The organism is Clostridium sp. DJ247, assembly GCF_014231265.1.
This window is the reverse complement of the sequence record NZ_JABAIW010000031.1, coordinates 18,257-42,834: the sequence shown is the minus strand read 5'-3', so window position 1 is coordinate 42,834 and position 24,578 is coordinate 18,257. Positions and strand designations below refer to the sequence as shown.

The following is a 24,578-nucleotide window of genomic DNA, read 5'->3' as shown; positions in this document are numbered from 1 at the left end:
TGTTTCACGAGATACTTATGGTAGTTTAAATTTATTTTTATTTAATCATAGTTCACTATTATTATTTGACCTGTATTTATACTTTTTGATACATCTATTATTCTTTGGTTATCTGAACCTCTATATTTTAAGTTTATTTGTTTCTTTTCCTTCTCAAATCTACCATCCACTAATACATCTATATATTTTAGTAACTCACACCAACCAACCTTTTCATATTGATACTTTAGTATACATTCAAAGGTATAACCTGTATAACACCAGATATTAAGCCCCATATGTTTAAACTTCATGGCCATATATGCAAATTTATCGGCTTGTTCAAATGGGTCGCCACCTGAAAATGTAATTCCTTTTATCATAGGGTTAAGTTCTACATCCTTTATTAACTCTTCCATATCTAATAGTTTTCCGCCCTGAAAGTCGTGTGTCATAGGATTGAAGCAGTCTTCACAATTATGCCTGCACCCCTGTGCAAAAAAAACTCTTCTTATTCCTGGTCCATTTACTAAACTCTCATAAGCTATACCTGCTAATCTGACCATACTCTCTTCCATTTTTAATCCTCCTAATCTTAAATTTTCTACATATTAAAAGACAGAGTACCTCTCTGTCTTTTAATATAAGTTTCACTTTATTACTAATAACCTTAATTTGTATAAATATGTTTATTCGTTTCTTGTGATAGTCGATCTGCTCTTTCGGCAGACTTACCTGCTCCAAATCTTTCATCTAAAGAAAGATATCCTGTCACTCTAGATACTCCTTGTATATTAGTACTTTCACACTTAGGGCATCTATGTTCTCCATAGAGATATGTACCGCATTCTTTACAGTATCTTATATGAAAATTTACTCCTATGTAACTAATATTTGTATTATCATATGCATAATTCAATATATCCATAATATTTTCACCTAGTGGATAATCATCTAATTCTATATAACTTATATGTCCACCATTACACAACTTATGATAAGGGGCTTCTATATCAATCTTATTTTTTATTGATATAGGATATCCTACAGATATATGATATGAATTTGTATAATAATTCTTATCTGTTACACCCTCTATCTCACCAAATATTTTCTTATCTTGAACTATAAACCTTCCACTTAATCCTTCTGCTGGTGTAGCATAGCAACTCCAATTCAAATGAGTTTCTTCTACAAGTCTGTCCGTATAGTTTCTTATATATGAAACTATCTGCAATCCAAGCTCCCTAGCTTTTTTATCTTCTCCATGATGTTTTCCAGTTAAAGCTACTAGGGTTTCAGCAAGTCCTATAAAACCTATGGCCCACGTTCCCTGTTTTAATATAGGTTCTATTGAATCTTCAGGTTTTAAATTCTCTGATCCTTTCATAAGTCCTTGTCCAGCTATAAAAGGTAAATCCTTAACTCTCAGCCTCTTTAAAACATTATATCTATGCATTAAAGACTCCTTTGCTAAATCTAGTTTACTATCCAGTAACTTAAAGAATCTTTCTATATCTCTTTTAGCTACAATTCCAAGTCTAGGTAAATTAATAGTAGTTGGAGCTATATTTCCTCTTCCTTTTGTTCCAGCCTCCCCATTTACATTAGAACATATATATGTTCTACACCCCATAGTTGCAGGAATTATACCTTGGTCATAGTAAAATTTATTAAAATCGGAATCCAAATTCATAAAGGTTGGATTCATTCTTTTAGCAGCAACTCTACAAGCTAACTGAAATAAATAATAGTAAGGATCTCCTGGTGCTTTATTTACACCCTTTTTTACCCTAAATATTATGTTAGGAAAAATAGGTTGTTCTCCAATACCTAGTCCTTTTTCATATTCTTTTAAGAATATCTCGCAAACAAGCGCAGAATCTTTACACTTAGGTATACCTAAATTTATGGAACTAAAAGGCACTTGTGAACCAGCCCTTGAATGCATTGTATTTAGATTATATACAATTCCTTGCATTGATTGTTCTATAGCCCTTATAAGCTTCTTTTCTACTAATTGTTCTATCTTGCTTTGTTCTATTTCTAAATCTATTAATTCTTTTCTTAACTCCTGTCTTGTAGAATCTACAAATACACCCATATCATTATCGAAGTCAGGATGTGACTGTCCACCGAACATATCATTTTGTGTTGATTGCAATAATATGCATGAGAGTTCTGCAGCAGATTCTATCCTTTTAGGAGTTCTAATATTTCCGTATCCAGTATTAAATCCTCTTGTTAATATCTCACTAGTAGGTATATGTAAACAATTTGTTGTTAAATTGTAACTATCTAAATCATGATAATATACATCTCCATTTTCATGAGCTTTAGCCAAGTATTTAGGCATTGCTGATAAGTTATGCCATTTGTTTGATTCACTTGCTATTCTAAGGAGTTTAGAACTAAAATTATTTCCTACGTTAGCGTTATCTCTATCCGTTTCCACTCCTATCTTTTCAATGGCTTTCATTAAATCAGACTTTATTTCTCTTATCTTTGTTCTCTCTTTTCTATAGTTAGAATATGCCATTCCTATATCTCTATAGTTATTTTCCAAGAGAGTTTTTTCAACTACATTTTGTATCTCCTCTACATTTATTTCTAGGACATCCATGTCCTCAATTCTTCTCATAACCTTTTGTGTTAAATCAATAAATTCACTTTCTTTTAAGTCATAGCCGATTTCTTCAGAAGATCCCTTTATAGCATTAGTTATCTTGATTGAGTCAAGGTCTACTTTTCTGCCATCTCTCTTCACAACATGTAGCATATTAACTACCTCCAAACTACCATATATTGTGTTAAATCCTTTGCTATTATACTATGGCAAAATTTTTTAATCAATTTTCAAATTAAGGTTAAGCCTATGTTAACACCATTTACTTTAGTTTACCTTCATATTCTTTTATTTTTTACTATGCTATATGATTTGATATTTAATTTATGACCTATATAAAATTATTACTCATTTTTATGCTTATTTCATTCCATATAATGTAACTTCAAAAAAACTATAGATAACCACAATCTAAGTTATGGAAGGTTTCTTTTATATTATGAATAATTAATTCACAAATACTTAAAATATTATAGAGGTGATATATGATGCTTGGAAAAATAGTTAACATTAATGATACAAATGCCTTTATAAGTTTTCAGGATGAATATACTATAAATGTTGGTGTTAACCAAATTCCAATAGGATCTAAAATTGGTGATACTATAAGTATTGAGCAAAAGCCCTTGAGAATAACCAACGATAAATTTGTTGATTTCTTTTAATATTTTCAGTAAATTAATGTGTGATAATTTTCCTTAAAATTGTTAAAAAGCTAGGAAATTAATTTCCTAGCTTTTTATATTATTCTACACTAATAGCATTTACCGGACAGCTATCAGCTGCTTCACTAGCAGAATCCTCAGCTCCACTTGGAACAGTTTCAGCTATTGCTTCAGCCTTTCCTTCATCATCCATTTGAAATACTTCAGGACTTACTGATGGACATAATCCACACCCTATACAAGTATCTTTATCAACCACTGCTTTCATTTTTATTCCTCCTATAGTTAATTTTTTTAGGTCTCATGTTTATTATTATCCAAAAAATACTTATTTATTATAAAATTTTAAATACATATAATTACACAATAGGAATTAATATAGTTTTCACTGTGGATACTTATCTAGATAACCACAACTTAAATTTAACTTATACGTAGGGATATACTACCAATATTGAAGTCACATTTAAATATTTTTTTATTAGTCTTAGCGAAAATTTGAGAAAAAATCTTAGAACTTTAGATATGTTTGAGGTGCGTGGTTATCTATCTTAAAATCCATCTGGTTTACTATCCGTAATTTTTACATTCCACCTATTATTTTCATACTTATCGAGTATATAATATTTCTTCTCACTCTTTTCTAACTTATCAGAAAAGGTAACTACAGATTTATATAATATAGATTTATATCCTTGAGTTTTAACTGTTACCCATATATCGTAATTTTCTTTATCTTTATCTGCTAAATTTACATTTTTAAATTTACTTTTTAAATCATCCTTAAAGTCTTCTAGGTCAGTAGATAGGATAAACTTTGCTGATTCCACATCATCCTTTAAACTTATACCCACGCTTTTGTTTTTATCTTTATCTTTTAGGTATTGATTTATAGACTCTGTTATTGAACCATAATAAACATTTTTAAAATCCTTAGGCTTTCTTATTGTCCAAAAACTTTTTATTATATCGTTATCTATTCTTTTTGAAACAATATAGATTTTATCACTACTGTATAAGTTTCCAGAGTCTTTTCTATCAACACCAGCTATATAATTAAATTTATGCACCTTATTACTTCCCTCATACATCTCAAAAATATAATCTGGTTCTAATGAAGATTTTTCGTTAGTAGCCTTAGCTACAGATAAAATATTATATAATTCTTCAATTGCTTTTTGATCTGTTACTATAAATCTAAATCCTTGATCTCTAGTACTTTGTATAACTATTTTTTGTATTTTTTTCTGTTTTATATATTCAAAGTCGTTATTTTTTAGATTCATTTTTACTTTTAAGTTATCAATACTAGAACATCCAGATGAAAAGATACAAAAAGATATAATTATACTTAAAAATACATACTTACTACAGAATAACTTTGACATCATATTTTGCAACTAATACTACCCCCTAAACATTAAATACTTAGATTTATATTAAAAATTATTAAATTCCTAGCATATTAAATCAAAATAAACTATTATGCTTAAACTTATAAAACATTATAACATATCTAGAAGAAAAAAACTCCCTACGCTTAATAAGGAGCTTTCCATATATAAATAAAGTTATGTTTATTCTCTATATTGTATTGTTTGAACTATTGTTTTAAATATGGTGGGCATGTTTTCCTTAAAATTATCTTCTTTTACAAAGAATGAAAACCTTACAAACTTACCCTTATTTCTTAAAAAATACTCATACCCTTTATATGTTACATTAGCTGAGTTTATTATAGTATAGTTAACTAAATATCCATCCATATTGTTTATTAAAATTTGATTTATATTATATTCTACATACATGTTTTGTTCGCTAGAAATTTTTTTACTTTCATCGAGAAAGATTTTTAAATCCTTATTAAGATTCCAAATCTCTACAAAACCGTAAATCCTCGAATCTTTACTTGTAAAATCATTATGGTATATTATTTCATCTCCAGAGAATTTCTTTTCTTCCGTAACCCAGTCTGTTGGTAACTTGTAAGTTACCTTACCCCCAAGAACTTGGTATTTTTTAAGAGAATTTATATTATTCTGCATAAGTGCAACAAACTTTAACTTTGTATCAAAGTTTTTTTCAAGTCCTAACAATACTAGCATTAAGCCTATTATGATTACTGTGACACCTAACCGTTTTCTGTTAACAATTATAAGTTTCATATATAATACCACCTTACTTTGATAATAAAATAGTTCATTAAAATATTGCTGATATAAAAATATATAATTAACTGTATTAAAATAGTACCAAAAACATTAAATATTTTTGGTACTTATACTTTTATATTCATATATTACTTTTTTGTTGGTATTACAACAGTTGATGTCTTAAAATCATAGAACATTAGCCAATATCCAAAGCCACTAACTCCCTTGTAATTTTCTTTTGCAGGTATCCAAGTTACAAATCCTGATCTTCCTCCATAAGGTTGATATAATCTATCCTTTGTACCAGGAACTGCATAAACTATATATTTTACATTTCCACTCTTATCACATTTATAACCAATAAGAAAATGTCCAAAGTTTCTTATATATGAATAATAACTTATCATAGGATAATAAATTGTAGTATACCTATTATAATTTGATATGTCATACATTTCCTCTATACAATTAACAGGAACCTTATACCACTTACATCTCTTTATTTCTGGGTGCACTATAGATGTTTCTTTAAATTCTTTTACTATAGGTTTAAAAAAGTCTCCAGTTTTTCCTCTTGGATACTCTTCTAATTTATCATTCATATTTTTGCTTTGATCCTCAGCGCTTACATTATACAAAGGTTGATTATAATAGTTCTTCTCATTAATATTGTTATTAACATTCTTAGATGTCTTATTTTCTTTTGTTTCATCTCTTATTTCATTTACTATAGGTTTAGTTGTAATTTCTTTTTCAGTTTCTACTTTATCTTCTATCTTACATGCTATTTTATCTTCTGCTCTATTTTCTGTATTATTCTCTACCTTCTCTTCTACTTTTCGTTCTATTTCCCTATCTATGTTTATCTCTACTTTTTCTTTTAAAGTTTCTTCAACTTTATTCTTTTCTTCAACTTTATTCTTTTCTTCAACTTTATTCTTTTCTTCAACTTTATTCTTTTCTTCTATCTTTTCATTTATATTCGTTCTTTCTGATATTTCATGTTGTTTTTCCTCACTTGCTGTTTCTACTGTTTCTTGTTGTCTATCAATTTCAACATTCTCTAGATTTTCAGCTTGTTCTTCAGCTTTTGCAGCTTCAATACTCTCTTCATACTTATCAAATATACTCTTTTCTGTAGTGTCTTTTTTATCTTCTTCCACACTGCCCCTGCTCTTATCTTCAATTATAGCAAATGCCTTCCATTCCGGTATATCAGTACTTGTAAATCCACTCATAACAGATATTATATTATTGTTCAGTAGCTTAACTATAGCCGCTCCTGATATTTTATCCATAGCTATATTACTACTAGCTATGTTATCAACAGGGTACTCATAAGAAACATCTGCTCTTCCGTAATCATCTATGTTCATTTCCCCAATTTTAATTATTTTTTTAACTTCTTTTTTATTGCATACAAGCATCATATAGTAAGGTGCCATTTCTTTTTTTAGATTCTGTACATAATAGGATATCTTACACTTATCATTTTTCATTTCCAACTTGGCGTATCCTGAAGCTAATTTATCAGAAGATAAAGAGTATCCTTTTTCATCTTCTTGTAGTATTATAAAATACCTACTATAACTCTTTTTTAATGCCAACTTCACGTACCTCCATATATTTCATTCATTATAATATATGAGGCAAAACTCAAAAAGTGAACAAATAGTCATAAAGTTGTAAAAAAGATTATAGTAAACTGCCTATGCAATCAGAAAGTTTTGCAAATTCTTCAATAGATAGTGTTTCTCCTCTTCTTTTTGGATCAATCCTTGCCTTTATGAATGCTCCTTCCATAGCTTCTGAGGTTAACTTTAACCCTTTAAGTGCATTCCATAAGGTTTTTCTTCTCATATTAAATGAATTTCTTACAATCTTAAAAAATAGTTCTCTATCTATAACGTTAACTCTTGGTATGTCAAATTTATCTAATCTTATTACAATTGAATCAACTTTAGGTCTAGGAATGAAAGATGCTGGGCTTACTCTTCTTATTACTTCCGTATTACAGTAATACTGAACAAGTATTGATAATGCTCCATACTCTTTAGTATTAGGTTTTGCTGCAATCCTTTCTCCTACCTCTTTTTGAATCATTATGGTTAGAGATTTAAATTTATATTCTTCATTCAATAATTTTGAAATAATAGGTGTAGTTACATAATAGGGTAGATTAGCAACTACTTTCACACTTTTCTCATCCCCTATAATTTCTTTAAAATCTATTTTTAATGCATCCTTATGTATTAATTGAAAATTATCAAACTCTTTAAGTTCTTCGTTTAAAATAGGTATTAGTTCTGAATCCAATTCAATAGCACATACTCTTTTGGCTTTTTTTAAAAGTTCTTTTGTAAGTGTTCCTACCCCCGGACCTATTTCTATTACAAAATCCTCACTGTTAACCTCAGCACCTTCAACTATATCATTTAAAACTGAGTTATCTATTAAAAAATTTTGTCCAAGACTCTTAGAAAACTTAAATTCATACTTTTTAACTACATCTTTAGTAGATACCTTTTCCATACTATTCCTCCTTATCTATCTTTGATACAGCTTTAATAAATTCTTCTCTACTTATACCGTAATTATTAAGCCTAGCTAAAAACTGAGATGTATTTCCATAACCTATTCCTAATTCTTTACCAAGCATATCTCTTTTTTCTTTAGATTCATTATTCCCAGTCAACCCAAAATTCATCATATCATTAATATTAAAATCCTCCCTCTTTTCTTTTAACTTACATTTAGCTGCTTCTAAAGCTCTGATTATAGTTTCACAATCGGCATTTTCTACGCCTATATCTCCATCTTTTGTACCATCTTTTCTTGATATATAAGCATGCTTAATTCCTTCTACTCTTTTAGAAATGATTCTTCTGATTTTTTCTCCAGCAAAATCAGGATCTGTTAAAACTATCACTCCCTGTCTTTTTTGTGCTTCTTTTATTTTATCAATAACTTTTTTGTTTATTCCAAAGCCTCCAACGGCTATAACTTCAGCATCCACAGCTCTCTTTACCGCAGTAATATCATCTCTTCCTTCAACTATAATAACTTCCTTTATCATAGTACACCTCCAAATATAATTAGTTTTTCCATTAACAGCAGAAAAAATAGGAGCAAATGCTCCTATTTAACTACGTAGACGTTAACCCATCTTGCTCCCCAGTTATCTACTTCAGAACTAGAGTTAAAAAATAAATCTATCTTATTACCTTTAATTGCTCCACCTGTGTCCTCTGCAATAGCATATCCATATCCTTCTACATAAAGTTTAGTTCCAAGTGGTATTACTCTTGGATCAACTGCTACTGAACTGTAACTATTATTGTTTCTTCTTGCTACGGATCCCGTTGCTGTAATTCCATATTCTGAATCTCCAGGTCTCTTGCCTGTATCAGCATAACTTGCAGTATATGCAGTAGCTCTCATTCTTATGGAATTTGTGTATATAACTTTACCTCCACGTGAAGGCGTATATACACTTAGAGATCCCATAGCCACAATTTTTTGAATAGGCTCTTTTTTAACTACTTCACTTATTATTTTTCTTGAAACTTCTTTTCCATTTTCAAGGACAACCTTAACTGTAGTTTCCTTTTCTCCTAGCTGTCCATCTTGTAACACTTTGCTACTTCCTTGCTCCATATTATAATCTTTTTTTACAACTGTTGTATAGTCTATGGGCTTAACTTCCTTTAGTTCTTTTGTTTCAACTCTTGTTACTGCAACCTTTAGTCCTTCACTTAATGTTGAATCTTTCGATGGGTACACTTTGTCAAAGTCCTGTAGTCCTACTCCTTCTGCATATAACATCTTTTCGATGTTATCTTCTGCAGATTGTACATTTAACTGTTTTCCGTCTACTTCTACTAAAACTTTTACTGCTTTTTTGATGGACAACTTTGTTCCATCTGTTACTTTGCTGTCTAAACTAATCGTTGTCTTATCCTTTGGTCCTATGTTTATACCATTACTACTTAGTGCTTTCCTATAAGTAATACTAAGCGTTTTAATTTTTATGTCTTTTCCCTCTATAGAAACTGTAATTGTTTTTCTACTACTATAAATTATTACTGTTAGAACGACTAAAACTACTAATGTGGCCGATACGACTTTAGGACCATTAGAAAAGAATTTTTTTAAGTAATCCTTAGAAAAATACTTTTCTAAGTAACCTTTAAATTTTTCTATCATAAGAAAACCTCCCCCGGACAAAAGCGACACTACATTATAAACATAATAAATAAATTATGTCAAATATCGCTTGTGCTTTTTAGACTGTTCAATGCAGCACTGTGCATAAATTAAAAAATAAAATATTTATGATAGCAATTTAAATAAACAGTCTATTGTATTTAGGTGGAATCTTATGAATCTATTATAATTATATGCTATAGTTAACATATTAATCACCTAAACTTGGAAATTACATTAAATTTTTGAATAGCCTTTTTCATTTTACACTATTTTGTTATTTTTAGCAACCTTTTAATGTTAAAAATTGTTTCTTCACTAACCTTTTTTGTTTCTATACCCTTAGTTTCAGCTATTTTTTCTATTATATATTTTATATAATCAGATCTATTTCTTTTTCCTCTAAAAGGTACTGGAGCCATGTACGGGCAATCAGTTTCAACTAAAATTTTATCCAATGGAACCTCTTTTGCAACTTCTACTATTTTTTTTGCATTTTTAAAAGTAATAACACCTGTAAATCCTATATAATACCCTAACTTTAAGCATTCCCTAGCAAATTCTACACTCCCTGAAAAACAGTGTATTACTCCAATAACATCTGGAAAATCCTTCATTATATTTAGAGTATCTTCATGTGCATCTCTATCATGTATAATTACAGGAAGGTTAACTTCTCTAGCAAGCTCCATTTGTTTTCTAAATACAGTTTTCTGCACTTCTCTAGGTGGATTTTCATCATAATAATAATCTAATCCTATTTCACCTATAGCTCTTACTTTTTTATTTTTGGTTAACTCCTTAAGCTGATATAAGATTTCATTATTAAATTTATCCGCATGTTCAGGATGTATTCCTACTGCAGCATAAAAAAAGTCATACTTATCAGCCAGTTTTACAGAGTTTATGCATCCATCCCATGATGCCCCACAATTTAAAACTCCAACTACATTATTTTTACTTACTTCTTCTATAATTGCTTCTCTCTCTTCATCAAACTGCTCGTCATCATAATGTGCATGTGAATCAAAAATATTTATCTTTTCGTTTATTAATGTATTTTCTTCCATTGTACCTCTCCATTCATAACACTATTTAATTGCTAACTTATCTATGGTTTGATTATAGCATTAATAAACTTTATTTTGAATCTAGTAGCTACTAAACATATTACCATTTTATTACAATGACAAATATAGTCAAACATTATCCTATACCATTTTTTGGAATTTATTTCTTTAAACTCTATTTTCCTCGTAAATATTAGATTTTTTAACTATACTTACTTAATTGTAAAATTTCACAATTTGTTCTATAAATTTTTTCTAAAAAATATGATACTACCGTTAAAATCAAAAGCGATGAAGTATTTTAACTCCACTTCTAAAATTACTTATTTTAACATAAAAAACCCTATTTAGTTATAAATTTTACTTAACTAAACAGGGCTTTTATCTGATTTTGAAAGTTAGCATAGAAATTTCAAAACTAAAGATACAAAGTTATCTTACTATACTTCCTGTTGGAAGATCTCCTGGTATTGTAACTGTAAAGAGCTTACTATCATCATCAGTAGATGCTGCTAATATCATACCTTGTGAAAGTTCTCCTCTAAGCTTAACAGGTTTTAAGTTTGCTACAAGTACTACATATTTTCCTACTAAGTCTTCTGGCTTATAGTATTGAGCTATTCCTGATATTACCTGTCTTTCTTCTCCACCTAAGTCAACCTTTAGCTTAAGAAGTTTTTTAGCTCCTTTTACAGGTTCACAAGCTAATACTTTAACTACCCTCAGGTCTACTTTTTCAAAGTCATCAATTGTTATTTCCTCTTTTAGTGGCTGAACTTTAGCTTTATTTTCTTCAGCCAACTGCTTTTCTTTAAGGCTGTTTAACTCTTCAATTTTTTGATCTACATCGATTCTTGGGAATAGTAATTCTCCCTTATTAACTTTTGTACCAGCACTTGTTCCATCAAATGATGCTATACTATTCCAACTTATTACATTAACATTTAATTGTTTATTTAACTTTTCGCTAGTTTCAGGAAGAAACGCTGACACGCAAACAGAAACTATTCTCAGTGTTTCTGCTAAATTATATAATACTGTTCCAAGTCTTTCTTTTTTGTCTTCATCCTTTGCCAGTATCCAAGGAGTTGTTTCATCTATATATTTATTAGCTCTTCCTATAAGCTCCCAAATGTTGTCTAAAGCTTCAGGGATTCTTAAACTATCAATGTTTTTCTCAATCTTCTTAGGTGTATCTAGCGCTAGCTGTATAAGTTCATTATCAATATCTTCTTTTGCTGTTGGAGCTGGAATTGCTCCATGAAAATATTTTTCAATCATAGCACAGGTTCTTGAAAGTAAATTACCTAGATCATTTGCTAAATCTGAGTTTATTTTCTTTATAAATATTTCATTATTAAATAGTCCATCTGCTCCAAATGGTATTTCTCTTAATAAATAATATCTTACAGGATCTGTGCCGAAGTGGTCTACTAAAACTACAGGATCCACTACATTACCCTTAGATTTTGACATTTTTCCACCGTCAACTAATAACCATCCATGGCCAAATACTTGTTTTGGTAGAGGTTCTCCTAGTGCCATAAGCATAATTGGCCAATAAATTGTATGGAACCTTAGTATATCCTTACCAACTAAATGAACATCTGCTGGCCAATACTTTTTATATAAATCATCATTTGCACTTCCAAACCCTAATGCAGTTGCATAGTTTGCTAAAGCGTCAATCCAAACATAAATAACATGTTTTTCATCAAAAGTTACAGGTATTCCCCAATTAAATGAAGTTCTGGATACACATAAATCCTGAAGTCCAGGTTTTAAGAAATTATTTATCATTTCGTTTTTTCTTGACTCAGGTTGAATGAACTCAGGGTGATTTTCAATATGCTCAATAAGCTTAGGCGCATATTTTGACATTTTAAAGAAGTAAGCTTCTTCTTTAGCCTTTTCTACAGGTCTTCCACAATCAGGACATTTTCCATCCATAAGCTGTGTTTCTGTCCAAAAAGATTCACAAGGAGTGCAGTACCAACCTTCGTAAGCATCTTTATATATATCCCCTTGATCATACAATTTCTTAAATATATCTTGAACTGCTTTTACATGATAGTCATCTGTTGTTCTTATAAACTTATCATAGCTTATATTCATCATTTCCCATAAATCTTTAATACCAGCAACTATTTCATCTACATATTCCTTAGGAGTTACTCCTTTTTCTTCTGCCTTTCTTTGTATTTTCTGACCATGTTCATCTGTACCTGTTAAAAACATTACATCATAACCAGTAAGTCTTTTAAATCTTGATAAAGCATCAGCCGCTACAGTAGTGTAAGTATTTCCAATATGAAGTTTAGCTGACGGATAATAAATAGGCGTAGTAATATAATATGTTTTTTTACTCATTGGATTTTCCTCCTTCATGTATGAACATTAAATTAATATTTAGGCTGTTAACAATTACTTATAATAAAAAATATACGTATCTTAGTAATTGCTAGATTTATTATAAATAATAAAGCCTCTATATGAAGATTTCTCATCATATAGAGGCATAAGTACGCTTTACCACTCTATTTCATTCTTATTTCACAATAAGAACCTCGCTAAGTAACTTATCTTAGTTATATAGCTAAGACTTTTATTACTCTACAGTATAACGGCTGCTTCCGTACTACTCTACTAAATCTTCAAGTAATCTGCTCTGGAGCCATATTCATAAATTATCCTACCGCTGGTTTTCACCTACTCCAGCTCTCTTCAGGTATCTTCATTTACTACTCTTTCCTTCATAGCATTTCAACATTATAATATGTCATATATTGCACTATGTCAATATAATTTTACACCACTATTTTTATTAATTTTATCCAAGATTTTTTCTTTTTATTCATATACATATAAGGTTATACTGTGAAAGCTTAAATTATACGTAAGGATATGTTACCAAAACTGAAAGCACATTTAAAAACTTTTTATCAGTCTTAGTGAAGTGTTTTAGAAAATCTTGGAACCTTATATATGTTTGAGCATAGCGAGTTTATATAAGGTTCTTAGATTTTCTTAAACACGAACTTTAGACTGATTAAAAGTTTTTAACGTGCTGAAGTTTGGTAACATATCCTGGAGTACAATTTAAGTTTTCACAGTATCTCCCTATATATACTTACAATGTAGTATTTATTAGTTCAGTATATTTATCCTTAATGCTTTTTAAATCTCCCCAAAATATCCTCTTTTTACTCTCATCTCTAAGTACTGCTGAAGGGTGAAATGTTGGCATAATAGAAAAACCTTTTCTTTCAACCCATTTACCTCTATCTCTTGTTACTCTCCATTCATCTCCTAAAATATACTTCATGGCTGTAGCACCAAGACAAATTATAATTTTGGGTCTAACTAATGCTACTTGATTCCTCAAATAATCTATACAGGTATTTGCTTCATCTTCATAAGGGGTTCTATTGTTATCAGGTCTACATTTACATATATTGCATATATAATAATCTCTTTCTCTAATTAAATCTAGTGCTGTTAGCCCTTTAGTAAGTAGCTTTCCAGCCTTACCCACAAAGGGTAATCCTTCCTTATCTTCATCTGCACCAGGTGCTTCTCCTATAAACATAATTTTAGCTTTAGGGTTTCCATCACCAAATACCATGTTTAGTCGCTTATCTCCTAATCTACATTTATGGCAGTTACAACATTCTTCATATAATTCCTTCCACTTTAACAATTTATACACCTCGGAGTTATATCTTTTCTCTTATACATCTTATATAATATCATAATACTAAATTATATCTATAAAATAATTTTATTTTACAAAATAGCTTATAACATTTTTTCATGTACTTTACAACATGATTCTTACAATAGTTATAGCTATAACTATAGATACTAAATCAGCCAAAATAGCTGCCCACAGTGTATGTCTTATTTTCTTTACACCAATAGCCCCAAAATAAACTGTAAGTGTGTAAAATATGGTTTCTGTAGAACCCATAATTACAGATGATACTCTTCCTATATAACTATCCGGTCCAAACTTATTTAGAATTTCAGCAAATACACCAAAAGCTCCACTGCCAGATAAAGGTTTTATTAGTATTAGTGGTACTACTTCAGGTGGAATACCTAATATACCAACTATAGGCTTAATTATATATGTAAACCAATCTAAGGCTTTAGATTCTCTAAATAAACCTATGGCCACAAGCATAGCTAGTAGATATGGAAATATCTTAATACATATAGTTAGTCCCTCTTTTGCACCATCTATAAAACATTCATATACTTTAACTTTTTTTACTACGCCATAGGTAGTAATTAATGCTATAATTATAGGTATTATTGCTTTTACTATGTAATCCAATTCTTCCCCTCCTAGTAATATATCAAAATTTTGAGGTTTATTATACTTTTAGAATTATTATGTTAACGTAATAATATTTAAAAATATCTTTCCAGTATTTTGCAAAACAAAATTCCAAAGATGGCAGCTATTATACTGGTAACTATTGATGGAATAATTGTTTCAGCTGGATTTTTAGATCCTACTGCAGCACGGATAGAGATTATAGTAGTTGGAATAAGCTGTATACAAACTGCATTTAATACTAAAAATAATGACATATCATTGCTAGAAGAATCTTTTTTACTATTAAGCCTTTTTAGTTCTTCCATAGCTTTTATTCCAAATGGTGTAGCCGCATTAGAAAGGCCCATCATATTTGCTGTTATGTTCATAACTATAGCTCCCATAGCTTTTTCATCTTTAGCTGCATCTTTAAATACTTTTTTTAATATAGGATTGAGTATTCTGGCAAGTTTATCTGTAAGTCCACTTCTTTCAGCAATTTTCATGACTCCACACCATAAGCACATAATACCTACAAGTGACAAGACAAGTTTAACAGTAGAATCTGTAGAATTTATAATACTGTTAGTTAACTCTGGCCCTCGTCCCATAAAAATACCAAAAATTATTCCAAATACTAAAATAAAAAACCATATAGTATTAATCATACTTTCTCTCCTTTTTTAACATTTTGTTATAGGGATAGTCATTATTAATGTATATGAACAAAATATAGCAGTATTGCATACAAAAATTTTAAATTGTTTAATAAAGTTAAGACTAATTTCTATTGAAAATATATTTTAAGAGTGTTACCATTTTGTTGTGAGCTACTTTTCTAAATTGGAGGTTTAAAATGACCATTAGAGATATAATGAAATATATAGAAAGTGAATATTTAGTTATAAACGATACTCCTTGTGAAGTATGCGGTGGTGACTATATGGCTGAAAGCTTAAAGATAGACATAGTTGACGGTATACCCTATGATATTTGCGATTGTATATGCTCAGAATGCGGACATGAAAAAACTTTTGAATTTTGTGCACCATTTATTGCAGAAAACGGCTTAAATAAAGCTAAAAATATACTAAACTAAAGGAGAATCATAATGAAAGAAGATAGCCTAAAGCTAGCACAAAAAGATATTGATGAAGCCTTAACTACTATTGAGGCTATGGAGGAAAATATCTCAAATAGCAATTTATCAAAAGAAAATTTAAAAGAAAAATTTGTTTTTCTTTCAGAAAAAATACAACAGCTTGAAAAAATCTTAATAGAAGAAGGTATACTTGAATAATTCTAAATAATAAGGACTTGGAGTATTGATAAAACTCCAAGTCCTTATTATTTATGTTTATTTAAACTGAGGAACATCAAAAGTTGAATTTACATTCTCAGTTTGTCCTAAAACTTGTTTTATTCCATTAATTATATTTGGTATTTGTTTATATGCCCAGGATATATCCGTAGCATACTGGTGTTCTGCTGGCTTTAAAGGATTCCATCTCATTTTATATAAGGTATCCTGTTTATAAGTTGGATTGTTTATATACCTAGATGCTATCCATTTGGCTCCTCCACTAATTGCATCTTCTGGAGTGAACCACTTATTTTCATAAGCTGTTTTGGTTCCATAATAGTTAGCATCAGCATCATAAGCTCCTATTCCAAAGAAATTATATACTGGAACTCCATAAGTATAGTTTTGCTTATCATCTTTTGTGTCTCCATTAGCTACAACAAAAGCAGCATCTGTTGTACCTCCGGCAGCTGGAACAGAAGTATCATCTTTTGTTCCTCCATTAGCTAGAACAGAAGTACCATTTCCTGTTTCTAGTAATGCATGAGATACTAGATAAGCTACACTTATATTATTATTTTTAGCAGCATCTAAAAAAGCTTGTCCTTTTCCTTCTAAAATTCCCTTGCCTTTTAGAATATTATTAATATCATCTACACTTATCCCCTCTGAATAATTTAATTTTAAAAATTGATATTTACCATAGTTATCAAGAAAATTATCAGGGTTTATATAGTATTTTATCTGATTTTTACTTGCAGTATTATTCATAATATTAGCTTCCACAAAAACGGGCGTACTGCCTGCCTTTGTCTGAATATCTACCATCTGATCAATGGTCTTATCATATTTTGTGTATGTTATGTTATCCTTATTTATACTATCTACACACCTAAAGTAATCTATGTAGTAGTTATCATAATCTGTATTAGAATCTTTATGTGCACCAGTTACATTAGTCCTTTTTACATATATTAAAACTTTATACTTTTGACCATTTGCAATGGCTTTAAGAGTCTTAAGTGATACTATTTTCCCATTAGCTGGTGAAGTATATCCATTAGTTAGCTCATCATAAACATCTTTATTGTCAGAGTAGCTATGTACAAAGACTCTATATTGTACATTATCGTTATTTTTCGTAGTTAAAACAAATCCCTGTTTTTGACTTGGTAGTAAAGGTGTATAATCAAATTTACAACCTATTATCTGCGGTAGATTACTATAGTTAGTACCATCACTATACTTGTTAATGACTGTAAAAGGCACTGTAATAGGCTCAGTTAGCTTTTTTCCAGTAATAGATTGAACATTAGTGCTTATAACCAAGTTGTACTTCTTACTTGGTTCATATCCTGAAACACTTGGAGTTACAATAATAGTTTTTGAGTCATTCCCAGCCATTATATTTGCTCCAATAGTCTTGTTATTTTCGTCTGTAATTATTATATTTTTGCTATTTACAGTATCAGCCTTTAAAGGACTATTAAATTTAACAACCCATTCCTTATTTATATCTACATTAGTATTTTGTACATTATCCACACTAAAACCTGCTGCAGACGCTTTAGAATAAAAGGTTGCTAAAGTAAATAGAACCACAAAAGTGAATACTTTTACTTTATTGTTCAAAATCATCCCCCCTGATTATATTTGCTATAATCATATTATAAAAAATATTAATATATTTTTCCAACATTATTTTATAATAATTTCTAGTATGACTATTTCATACTATTAAAAAATTATATTTCAATAAAAGTGTTAATATTTATAAATATTAGATAAAATGCAAATATATAATATTATATTATTTCGTATAGTCATATTATCTTACTTTATAGATAAGACTTTAGAATTTGTATATAATTAATTTATCATACAACATAAGCGAAGGAGGTTTTACATAATTGCAAGAAATAGTAAAACATATGGATAACTCTAACTCTTTAAGAATAAATAAGTTTATTAGCGAGAAAGGAATTTGCTCAAGAAGAGAAGCGGATTCTTTAATTGAACAAAAAAGGGTTTCAATAAATGGTATTGTGGCTCAAATAGGATCTAGAGTTTTTCCAAATGACGAAGTACGCTTGGATGGAAAGCTTTTAAATAAGAAAGAAGATTCAATATATATAGCATTAAATAAACCTGTGGGTATAACTTGTACTACTGAAAAAAAGATAAAAGGTAATATTGTTGATTTCATAAACCACAAGAAAAGGATTTTTCCTATAGGTAGACTTGATAAGGATTCAGAGGGACTAATATTTTTAACTAATGATGGTGATATTGTAAATAAAATCTTAAGGGCTGGAAATAACCATGAAAAGGAATATATAGTTACAGTAGATAAACCAGTAACACAAGATTTTATTAAAGGAATGTCTTCCGGAGTAAGAATATTAAATACAATAACACAACCTTGCAAAGTTAACAAAGAAAGTTCCCATGTTTTTAGAATTATTTTAACTCAAGGATTAAACAGACAGATTAGAAGAATGTGTGAATACTTTGGATATAATGTATTAAAACTTAAAAGGGTACGAATAATGAATGTGACTTTAAAAGATCTGCCAACGGGTAAATGGAGATATCTAACTACAAAAGAGTTGTCAACTATTAATGAATTAGTTTCTAACTCTATAAAAACAGAAGAGGCCTCGAAATAGAAGCCTCTTTAGTTCTTGTGGACTTTTTTATTGGTTGCATTATAATCAGGATTTGTTAGCCTTCTTATAAACTCATTCATTCCAAGATTTGAACTTACATAAACTCTATTTAATATATATATACCTTGAGTCTTATTGGCCCATCCGCTAACAGTTGTGAAAGCCATTTTATATCCAGCATCTTTAGCTGCTTTTATTGTATCATCATTCCAGATCCCAAATGGATACCCTATGTATTTTATATCTTTATTTAATAAATCTTCTAAATACCTTTTAGAATCTTTTAATGTTTGTAGCTGGTTTTCATAACTTAAGCTATTTAGCTTATCATGCTTTACAGTATGACTTTCTATATCTATATCATTATGCTGCATTTCCTTTAATTGTTCTGATGTTAGATACTCTTTATCTGTATCAATAGTAGCTGTAATTACAAATATAGTAGCATTAATCCCATATTCTTTAAGAATAGGATATGCATTTTTATAGTTATCTTCATATCCGTCATCAAAAGTTATTACTACAGATTTCTCTGGAACTGGTGTATTATTTATAAAAAAATCGTAGAGTTCATTAAAAGTTAAAGTTGTATATCCATTATCTTTTATATATTTCATTTGTTCTCTAAACTTTTCTGTAGGTACTCTTAATTCATTATCTTTTTCATAATCTATGGAGTGGTACATAAGAACAGGAACTGATTTGTTATTATATTTTAAAGGGCCATTGTCAAATTTTCTTTCTTTCACGTCATCTAATTTACTGCTATCTTTTAAGCTATTGACTTCAAGCTCTAGAACTTTATTTTCATTTTGCAACATCCTTTTGTTATCTACTTTTTTATTTTTTAAGTTAACTAAATTATAACTAATTGAACCCAGCATAATGAGGATAGCTAAAGCTAAGGTAAATTTTTTATACTTACTATTCACATTCCCACTCCTTTTACAGTAAAAATACTGCATCTATACTATAGTATTAGCATTTTTTTGATTTTTAGATATAAATAAGAGTTATCCACATTATTAACATAATCTCTGTGCATAACTTGTTATTGTTATTTAACAACAATTATCGATAATTTATAATATTTGTAACACAACGTATATCTTCAATAACTGATATCATTTACTTTATATCGCATTTTACTACAAATTATTATTTTCAATTATTAGTATTATAAAATCTCTATTTTAAGTGTTGTTATTGTTAATACACAAATATTATTCACATTATCCACAGAATGCTTGTTCATAACTTGTGAAACTAGTGTTAATTTAATATATCAATACCAACATATTCTTAATTTTCTTTAAATTCTTTCATTATGTAATAACACTTGTACACATTATCCACACTTTTGTGCATAAACTGTGGATAATGTGATAATTAGTTGATATATTCTATTATACATTTACCATTTGTCATTAATCTACATTTTTTTAGTAAATAATTCTATAAGTTTCTACTGCGGAACCCTATATCACTACTGTTTCCATAATAAAAACTTAAAATTAATTTCATTAACTGTTAACACTTTATATTTAGCAAGCATATATTATTAGTGTGTATGACTACTTGCACTGCCCATTTATATTTATAAATATTAAATATACGTAATAACTTTATTTATGAAATTTAATACCTTTTTTTCTCTTCACTTTAGTTAGGGGCCTTTCCCCTAACCTTATTTTATAAAGCTTTTTCTATGGTTAACTCTTATAATAGATGTGTTTAATTTAACTAATTATAATGCTAAGTATAAATTTAGACTTATTTTCAGAATTTTATTAACATTGTTGATAATTTATGTTATGATTTATATAAAAGAAAATGTTTTCAAAAGGGTGGGGATATTAATTATGAGAGATAAAATAATATATATCGATTTTTCTAAGAATAAAAAAAGAAATAAAAAAGAATCCTTTCTCTTAATGTTAAAAAATATACTTACAAAAATGTTTAGCTCTACAAATAAAAATTCTAATTCTAAAAAAAATAAAAAGGTAATTTATTATAATAAAGATATATCTTAGGTGCTAGTTTACCATGCACCTTTTTTTATTATATAATAAAGTGAAACTTAGTACTAATGTCCAATGGATAAAATATAAATAAAACGATTGGAGGAATCTATTATGAGAATAGGAATTGGTTATGATGTACATAAACTTGTTATAGATAGGAGTCTTATACTAGGTGGAGTTACAATCCCTCATTCTAAGGGATTACTTGGACACTCCGATGCCGATGTACTTTTACATGCAATAATGGATAGCTTATTAGGTGCTCTTGCACTTGGAGATATAGGTGCTCACTTTCCAGATACAAGTAAGTCATATAAAGATATATCAAGCTTAATACTTCTAGAAAAAGTAGGTAAAATCATAAATGAAACCGGATATAAAATTGGAAACATAGATTCAACGATAATTGCACAAAAACCCAAGTTATCTCCCTATATAAGTGATATGAGGTTGAATATAGCTAATACACTTAACATCAGTATAGATAAAATAAGTGTAAAGGCTACTACTGAGGAAGGTTTAGGCTTCACTGGAAAAGAGGAAGGAATAGCAGCTCAAAGCATTTGCCTTCTTACACAAACTTAACATTACATGATATTTTGCTAATTTTACATATAAAAATAGTATAAAAATAAACTTAATTATTTCTATACTATTTTTATTTGCCTAGTCGCATAACGTAGCAACCATAACAGCTTTTATAGTATGCATTCTATTTTCTGCCTGTTCAAATACTACCGAATACTCACTTTCAAAGACTTCATTTGTAACTTCCATACACTCAATACCATACTTTTCATATATTTTTAGTCCTATTTCTGTATTTGTATCATGAAATGCTGGTAAGCAATGAAGAAACTTTACATCTTTATTTTGTGTTTTATTTATCATGTCCATATTTACTTGATATGGCTTCAAAAGTTCTATTCTACTTCCCCATACTTCTTCTGATTCTCCCATTGAAACCCAAACATCTGTATATATAACATCTACATCTTTTACTCCAGAATCCACATTATCTGTAATAGTTATACTTCCTTTATTTTCTTGTGAAATCGCACTGCACCTATCTACATTTTCCTTATCTGGAAACAACTCCATAGGAGATACAATTCTAAAATCCATGCCCATTTTTGCTGCTCCAATCATAAGTGCATTAGCAACATTATTTCTTCCATCACCTACATATGCAAACTTTATTTTATTTAAAGGTTTATTAAACTGTTCTATTATAGTTAGAAAATCCGCTAACACTTGAGTGGGATGGTCCTCATTTGTTAGTCCATTCCACACTGGAACTCCTGAATATTTAGCTAGAGTCTCAACAATTTCTTGACCAAAACCTCTATATTCTATTCCATCATACATTCTTCCCAATACTCTTGCACTATCTGCTACAGATTCTTTCTTTCCAAATTGACTTCCAGATGGACCAATATAAGTAACATGTGCACCTTGATCAAGAGCACCAACTTCAAAAGCACATCTTGTTCTAGTAGAATCTTTTTCAAATATTAATACTATATTTTTACCTTTAAGTTTTTGTATTTCCGTTCCAGACTTCTTTTCTTTCTTAAGTTTTTCAGCAAGATCTAAAAGAAAACTTATTTCCTCTTGAGAAAAATCTAGCAATGTTAAAAAGCTTCTATTTTTTAAGCTACACATTTTAATATCCCCCCACCGATTAATACATTTATAATATTTATGCTTATTTCAGTATAATTATACATATATTATATAATATATTAAACTAATTTTCTAGTGTATATCATAAATTTAAACTTATATAATAAGTAAATAACTTATGGTATATTCATGAATATGCATATATTAAAGTATATATCACTATTCCTTAGCGTTATATATGTCATACCATTATTTTTATAATTTATGAAAAAACATCAAGTACTAAACTTGATGCTTACATAAACATTTTATTTAAATATGCTATTTTTCATTTTCATCTCTGTAACTTTCTACTATATTTTGTACAAGCTTTTTCACTGCACTGGCTTGACATATTAGTGTCATAACCAAGAAAAAAACTCTTATTCTTTCTTCATCTTTTGTAGTAAGATTCATGTCTTCTGTCATTTTCTTAAACTTTTCTTCATCAAAATGTTGTTTTGATAGGAATTCTTGAAAACTATCTTTTTGAATATCAGAAAAGATTTTATAAGCTTTTTCCCATGAAATTATATCATCTTCGCTATTATTTATCTCATTAAAGGCCAAATTAAATACTTTTTTTATTTCTTCTGTTGTTAAAATAGGCCTCATATAACTTAATAGTACCAACTGAGCTAAATGTAATTTAGTATAACCTCTCTTCTTTCCATCTTCTGGTTTTGATATTACCTCATTTTTAATATAGTTTTGAACTATGTTATTAGTATATTTCTCTCCTTCAAACTTATCATTTAAATAATCTATAACCTGAGATAAGAATAAATCATATCTAGGCAAATCCTCATAAGGTACAATAGTATTCTTAGATATTTCTTTTGCAGTTTTATTTATATATTCTATGCCAAGCTTATCTTCCATAAATTTTATTCCCTCCTAAAAATGTAATATACTATGATAAAACTTTCAACTAAGTATAACTTTATAAACACAGGTATATTTTAAATATTCAACTTAAGCTTAAAAGATTTACTAACTATTCCTTTATATTTCACCTTCTAAACTATATTATAATAACATTATACGGTATATATAACCCCTTTACAAGTTAAGTATTATAAATTTATATAACACATTTTATAGAAATATGGAGATATTAGAAGCTATCTGATGATTTATTCTTTTACTTAATTAAAATAGACTATCACATAATAAAATAAGGTTTTATTATCATTGTAATATAGTATATTTTACTATATAATACTATCATAGTTGATTATTTAGAAATTTAATCTTATTTATAACCAATATAAATGTATAATATGCTAACATAATTACTAGGGAAATATCATTGTGTCTTCTTGGGGGGGGATTAAAATTAAGAAAAAACATTTTATAAGTTGTATAGTGCTTACTTTTGTATTTCTATCTGTTCATATATTTAGTCCTGAATTATTTAGCCATGCAACAGTTAATAGTAATTATTCTATAGCTTATGCTGCTAGAAGTAGCGGAGCTCATAGTTCTGGTGGCAGCTTTAAATCTGGAGGTTTTTCATCACCAAAGTCATCTAGTGGTTCTTTTAGTGGAAGTTCTAAATCTAATGGCGGAGGATTTAAATCAGGTAGTTTTTCTAATACACCTAATAAATCCAATAATTCTAGTGAATATAATTCTAAAACAAATACTAACACTAATCCACCGAGGTCAAGTTATGATAATAATAAAAAGAGATCCTTTTTACCTATACCCATCCCCATACCAATACCTTGGGGAAACCATAATACTAACTATGGATATGGTGGATATAATCCTATAGGTAGTTTTATTTTGGGTTTCTTTAAATTTGTATTCTTAATAATTATATTAATTATAGTTATTAGATTAATAAAAAAATATAGAAGAAGATAATAAGAGGAGGATATTTTCT

Annotated in this window: 25 protein-coding genes and 1 other annotated feature; of the genes, 7 read left to right on the top strand and 18 right to left on the bottom strand. The window is 28.9% G+C overall.

The window, feature by feature from the left end:
- Nucleotides 1–41: 41 nt before the first annotated feature.
- Complete coding sequence (gene nrdG, locus HGI79_RS13385) at nt 42–557, bottom strand: anaerobic ribonucleoside-triphosphate reductase activating protein (protein ID WP_185651194.1); 516 nt, start codon at nt 555–557, stop codon at nt 42–44.
- 92 nt (nt 558–649) lie between these two features.
- A complete protein-coding gene (gene nrdD / locus HGI79_RS13380; protein WP_185651193.1) occupies nt 650–2,758 on the bottom strand; it encodes an anaerobic ribonucleoside-triphosphate reductase in 2,109 nt (702 codons plus the stop codon).
- Between the two features lie 332 nt (nt 2,759–3,090).
- Here nrdD and HGI79_RS13375 point away from each other — a divergent pair, with 332 nt between their 5' ends.
- Nucleotides 3,091–3,270, top strand: coding sequence for a hypothetical protein (locus HGI79_RS13375; protein ID WP_185651206.1), 180 nt, complete (start codon nt 3,091–3,093; stop codon nt 3,268–3,270).
- A gap of 79 nt (nt 3,271–3,349) precedes the next feature.
- Here HGI79_RS13375 and HGI79_RS13370 read toward each other — a convergent pair whose 3' ends face one another.
- The 12 genes from HGI79_RS13370 to HGI79_RS13315 form a co-directional block, all read right to left on the bottom strand.
- On the bottom strand, nt 3,350–3,538 hold the full coding sequence (locus HGI79_RS13370) for a ferredoxin (RefSeq protein ID WP_185651192.1): 189 nt from the start codon (nt 3,536–3,538) through the stop codon (nt 3,350–3,352).
- Between the two features lie 283 nt (nt 3,539–3,821).
- Nucleotides 3,822–4,661, bottom strand: a complete 840-nt coding sequence (locus HGI79_RS13365; protein ID WP_395939547.1) for a hypothetical protein — start codon at nt 4,659–4,661, stop codon at nt 3,822–3,824.
- 186 nt (nt 4,662–4,847) lie between these two features.
- Nucleotides 4,848–5,435: a hypothetical protein gene (locus HGI79_RS13360; protein WP_185651191.1), complete on the bottom strand. Its 588-nt coding sequence runs from the start codon at nt 5,433–5,435 to the stop codon at nt 4,848–4,850.
- Between the two features lie 134 nt (nt 5,436–5,569).
- Nucleotides 5,570–7,036: a hypothetical protein gene (locus HGI79_RS13355; RefSeq protein WP_395939546.1), complete on the bottom strand. Its 1,467-nt coding sequence runs from the start codon at nt 7,034–7,036 to the stop codon at nt 5,570–5,572.
- Between the two features lie 82 nt (nt 7,037–7,118).
- Nucleotides 7,119–7,955 (bottom strand): 16S rRNA (adenine(1518)-N(6)/adenine(1519)-N(6))-dimethyltransferase RsmA, encoded by an 837-nt coding sequence (rsmA, locus tag HGI79_RS13350; protein ID WP_185651189.1) that lies wholly within the window; start codon nt 7,953–7,955, stop codon nt 7,119–7,121.
- 1 nt (nt 7,956) lies between these two features.
- Nucleotides 7,957–8,499, bottom strand: coding sequence for a ribonuclease M5 (gene rnmV, locus HGI79_RS13345; protein ID WP_185651188.1), 543 nt, complete (start codon nt 8,497–8,499; stop codon nt 7,957–7,959).
- A 62-nt stretch (nt 8,500–8,561) separates the two neighbouring features.
- Nucleotides 8,562–9,629 carry a 3D domain-containing protein gene (locus HGI79_RS13340; RefSeq protein ID WP_185651187.1) on the bottom strand — a complete coding sequence of 356 codons (1,068 nt, stop codon included), beginning with the start codon at nt 9,627–9,629 and terminating at the stop codon, nt 8,562–8,564.
- Between the two features lie 269 nt (nt 9,630–9,898).
- Nucleotides 9,899–10,699, bottom strand: coding sequence for a TatD family hydrolase (locus tag HGI79_RS13335; protein WP_185651186.1), 801 nt, complete (start codon nt 10,697–10,699; stop codon nt 9,899–9,901).
- 432 nt (nt 10,700–11,131) lie between these two features.
- Nucleotides 11,132–13,069, bottom strand: a complete 1,938-nt coding sequence (gene metG, locus HGI79_RS13330) for a methionine--tRNA ligase (RefSeq protein ID WP_185651185.1) — start codon at nt 13,067–13,069, stop codon at nt 11,132–11,134.
- A 139-nt stretch (nt 13,070–13,208) separates the two neighbouring features.
- Nucleotides 13,209–13,465 (bottom strand) — a binding site (T-box leader).
- Between the two features lie 364 nt (nt 13,466–13,829).
- Nucleotides 13,830–14,399: a uracil-DNA glycosylase family protein gene (locus HGI79_RS13325; RefSeq protein ID WP_185651184.1), complete on the bottom strand. Its 570-nt coding sequence runs from the start codon at nt 14,397–14,399 to the stop codon at nt 13,830–13,832.
- Between the two features lie 120 nt (nt 14,400–14,519).
- A complete protein-coding gene (locus HGI79_RS13320; RefSeq protein WP_185651183.1) occupies nt 14,520–15,038 on the bottom strand; it encodes a spore maturation protein in 519 nt (172 codons plus the stop codon).
- Between the two features lie 77 nt (nt 15,039–15,115).
- Nucleotides 15,116–15,691: a nucleoside recognition domain-containing protein gene (locus HGI79_RS13315; protein WP_185651182.1), complete on the bottom strand. Its 576-nt coding sequence runs from the start codon at nt 15,689–15,691 to the stop codon at nt 15,116–15,118.
- Nucleotides 15,692–15,879: 188 nt separating this feature from the next.
- Between HGI79_RS13315 and HGI79_RS13310 the strand changes: the two genes are divergently transcribed.
- Both HGI79_RS13310 and HGI79_RS13305 read left to right on the top strand, forming a co-directional pair.
- A complete protein-coding gene (locus HGI79_RS13310; RefSeq protein ID WP_185651181.1) occupies nt 15,880–16,122 on the top strand; it encodes a metal-binding protein in 243 nt (80 codons plus the stop codon).
- Between the two features lie 12 nt (nt 16,123–16,134).
- Nucleotides 16,135–16,323 carry a hypothetical protein gene (locus tag HGI79_RS13305; RefSeq protein ID WP_185651180.1) on the top strand — a complete coding sequence of 63 codons (189 nt, stop codon included), beginning with the start codon at nt 16,135–16,137 and terminating at the stop codon, nt 16,321–16,323.
- Nucleotides 16,324–16,380: 57 nt separating this feature from the next.
- Here HGI79_RS13305 and HGI79_RS23285 read toward each other — a convergent pair whose 3' ends face one another.
- Nucleotides 16,381–17,958 (bottom strand): N-acetylglucosaminidase, encoded by a 1,578-nt coding sequence (locus tag HGI79_RS23285; protein WP_395939545.1) that lies wholly within the window; start codon nt 17,956–17,958, stop codon nt 16,381–16,383.
- A 299-nt stretch (nt 17,959–18,257) separates the two neighbouring features.
- On the opposite strand from HGI79_RS23285, the gene rluF reads away from it, so the two are divergent.
- Nucleotides 18,258–18,995 carry a 23S rRNA pseudouridine(2604) synthase RluF gene (gene rluF, locus HGI79_RS13295; protein WP_185651204.1) on the top strand — a complete coding sequence of 246 codons (738 nt, stop codon included), beginning with the start codon at nt 18,258–18,260 and terminating at the stop codon, nt 18,993–18,995.
- An 8-nt stretch (nt 18,996–19,003) separates the two neighbouring features.
- Here rluF and HGI79_RS13290 read toward each other — a convergent pair whose 3' ends face one another.
- Complete coding sequence (locus HGI79_RS13290; protein WP_395939544.1) at nt 19,004–19,960, bottom strand: polysaccharide deacetylase family protein; 957 nt, start codon at nt 19,958–19,960, stop codon at nt 19,004–19,006.
- An 897-nt stretch (nt 19,961–20,857) separates the two neighbouring features.
- Here HGI79_RS13290 and HGI79_RS13285 point away from each other — a divergent pair.
- On the top strand, nt 20,858–21,031 hold the full coding sequence (locus HGI79_RS13285; RefSeq protein ID WP_185651178.1) for a hypothetical protein: 174 nt from the start codon (nt 20,858–20,860) through the stop codon (nt 21,029–21,031).
- Between the two features lie 102 nt (nt 21,032–21,133).
- A complete protein-coding gene (gene ispF / locus HGI79_RS13280) occupies nt 21,134–21,607 on the top strand; it encodes a 2-C-methyl-D-erythritol 2,4-cyclodiphosphate synthase (protein ID WP_185651177.1) in 474 nt (157 codons plus the stop codon).
- An 81-nt stretch (nt 21,608–21,688) separates the two neighbouring features.
- Here the strand turns inward: ispF and argF are convergent, their stop codons facing one another.
- Both argF and HGI79_RS13270 read right to left on the bottom strand, forming a co-directional pair.
- Nucleotides 21,689–22,687 carry an ornithine carbamoyltransferase gene (gene argF / locus HGI79_RS13275; protein ID WP_185651176.1) on the bottom strand — a complete coding sequence of 333 codons (999 nt, stop codon included), beginning with the start codon at nt 22,685–22,687 and terminating at the stop codon, nt 21,689–21,691.
- A 282-nt stretch (nt 22,688–22,969) separates the two neighbouring features.
- Entirely contained in the window at nt 22,970–23,569 is a 600-nt protein-coding gene (locus tag HGI79_RS13270; RefSeq protein ID WP_185651175.1) for a DUF1836 domain-containing protein, read from the bottom strand.
- Between the two features lie 432 nt (nt 23,570–24,001).
- Between HGI79_RS13270 and HGI79_RS13265 the strand changes: the two genes are divergently transcribed.
- Nucleotides 24,002–24,559 carry a hypothetical protein gene (locus HGI79_RS13265; protein ID WP_207725781.1) on the top strand — a complete coding sequence of 186 codons (558 nt, stop codon included), beginning with the start codon at nt 24,002–24,004 and terminating at the stop codon, nt 24,557–24,559.
- Nucleotides 24,560–24,578: the final 19 nt, after the last annotated feature.

Excerpts from the sequence above, each read along its gene's own strand:
- HGI79_RS13285 (WP_185651178.1), top strand. The coding sequence starts at position 20,858 with ATGAGAGATAAAATAATATATATCGATTTTTCTAAGAATAAAAAAAGA.
- rnmV (WP_185651188.1), bottom strand. The coding sequence starts at position 8,499 with ATGATAAAGGAAGTTATTATAGTTGAAGGAAGAGATGATATTACTGCG.
- HGI79_RS13360 (WP_185651191.1), bottom strand. The coding sequence starts at position 5,435 with ATGAAACTTATAATTGTTAACAGAAAACGGTTAGGTGTCACAGTAATC.
- metG (WP_185651185.1), bottom strand. The coding sequence starts at position 13,069 with ATGAGTAAAAAAACATATTATATTACTACGCCTATTTATTATCCGTCA.
- rsmA (WP_185651189.1), bottom strand. The coding sequence starts at position 7,955 with ATGGAAAAGGTATCTACTAAAGATGTAGTTAAAAAGTATGAATTTAAG.
- HGI79_RS13315 (WP_185651182.1), bottom strand. The coding sequence starts at position 15,691 with ATGATTAATACTATATGGTTTTTTATTTTAGTATTTGGAATAATTTTT.
- nrdD (WP_185651193.1), bottom strand. The coding sequence starts at position 2,758 with ATGCTACATGTTGTGAAGAGAGATGGCAGAAAAGTAGACCTTGACTCA.
- HGI79_RS13270 (WP_185651175.1), bottom strand. The coding sequence starts at position 23,569 with ATGGAAGATAAGCTTGGCATAGAATATATAAATAAAACTGCAAAAGAA.
- argF (WP_185651176.1), bottom strand. The coding sequence starts at position 22,687 with ATGTGTAGCTTAAAAAATAGAAGCTTTTTAACATTGCTAGATTTTTCT.
- HGI79_RS13365 (WP_395939547.1), bottom strand. The coding sequence starts at position 4,661 with ATGATGTCAAAGTTATTCTGTAGTAAGTATGTATTTTTAAGTATAATT.
- ispF (WP_185651177.1), top strand. The coding sequence starts at position 21,134 with ATGAGAATAGGAATTGGTTATGATGTACATAAACTTGTTATAGATAGG.
- nrdG (WP_185651194.1), bottom strand. The coding sequence starts at position 557 with ATGGAAGAGAGTATGGTCAGATTAGCAGGTATAGCTTATGAGAGTTTA.
- HGI79_RS13370 (WP_185651192.1), bottom strand. The coding sequence starts at position 3,538 with ATGAAAGCAGTGGTTGATAAAGATACTTGTATAGGGTGTGGATTATGT.
- HGI79_RS13310 (WP_185651181.1), top strand. The coding sequence starts at position 15,880 with ATGACCATTAGAGATATAATGAAATATATAGAAAGTGAATATTTAGTT.
- HGI79_RS13305 (WP_185651180.1), top strand. The coding sequence starts at position 16,135 with ATGAAAGAAGATAGCCTAAAGCTAGCACAAAAAGATATTGATGAAGCC.
- HGI79_RS13290 (WP_395939544.1), bottom strand. The coding sequence starts at position 19,960 with ATGCAGTATTTTTACTGTAAAAGGAGTGGGAATGTGAATAGTAAGTAT.
- rluF (WP_185651204.1), top strand. The coding sequence starts at position 18,258 with ATGGATAACTCTAACTCTTTAAGAATAAATAAGTTTATTAGCGAGAAA.
- HGI79_RS13375 (WP_185651206.1), top strand. The coding sequence starts at position 3,091 with ATGATGCTTGGAAAAATAGTTAACATTAATGATACAAATGCCTTTATA.
- HGI79_RS13335 (WP_185651186.1), bottom strand. The coding sequence starts at position 10,699 with ATGGAAGAAAATACATTAATAAACGAAAAGATAAATATTTTTGATTCA.
- HGI79_RS13340 (WP_185651187.1), bottom strand. The coding sequence starts at position 9,629 with ATGATAGAAAAATTTAAAGGTTACTTAGAAAAGTATTTTTCTAAGGAT.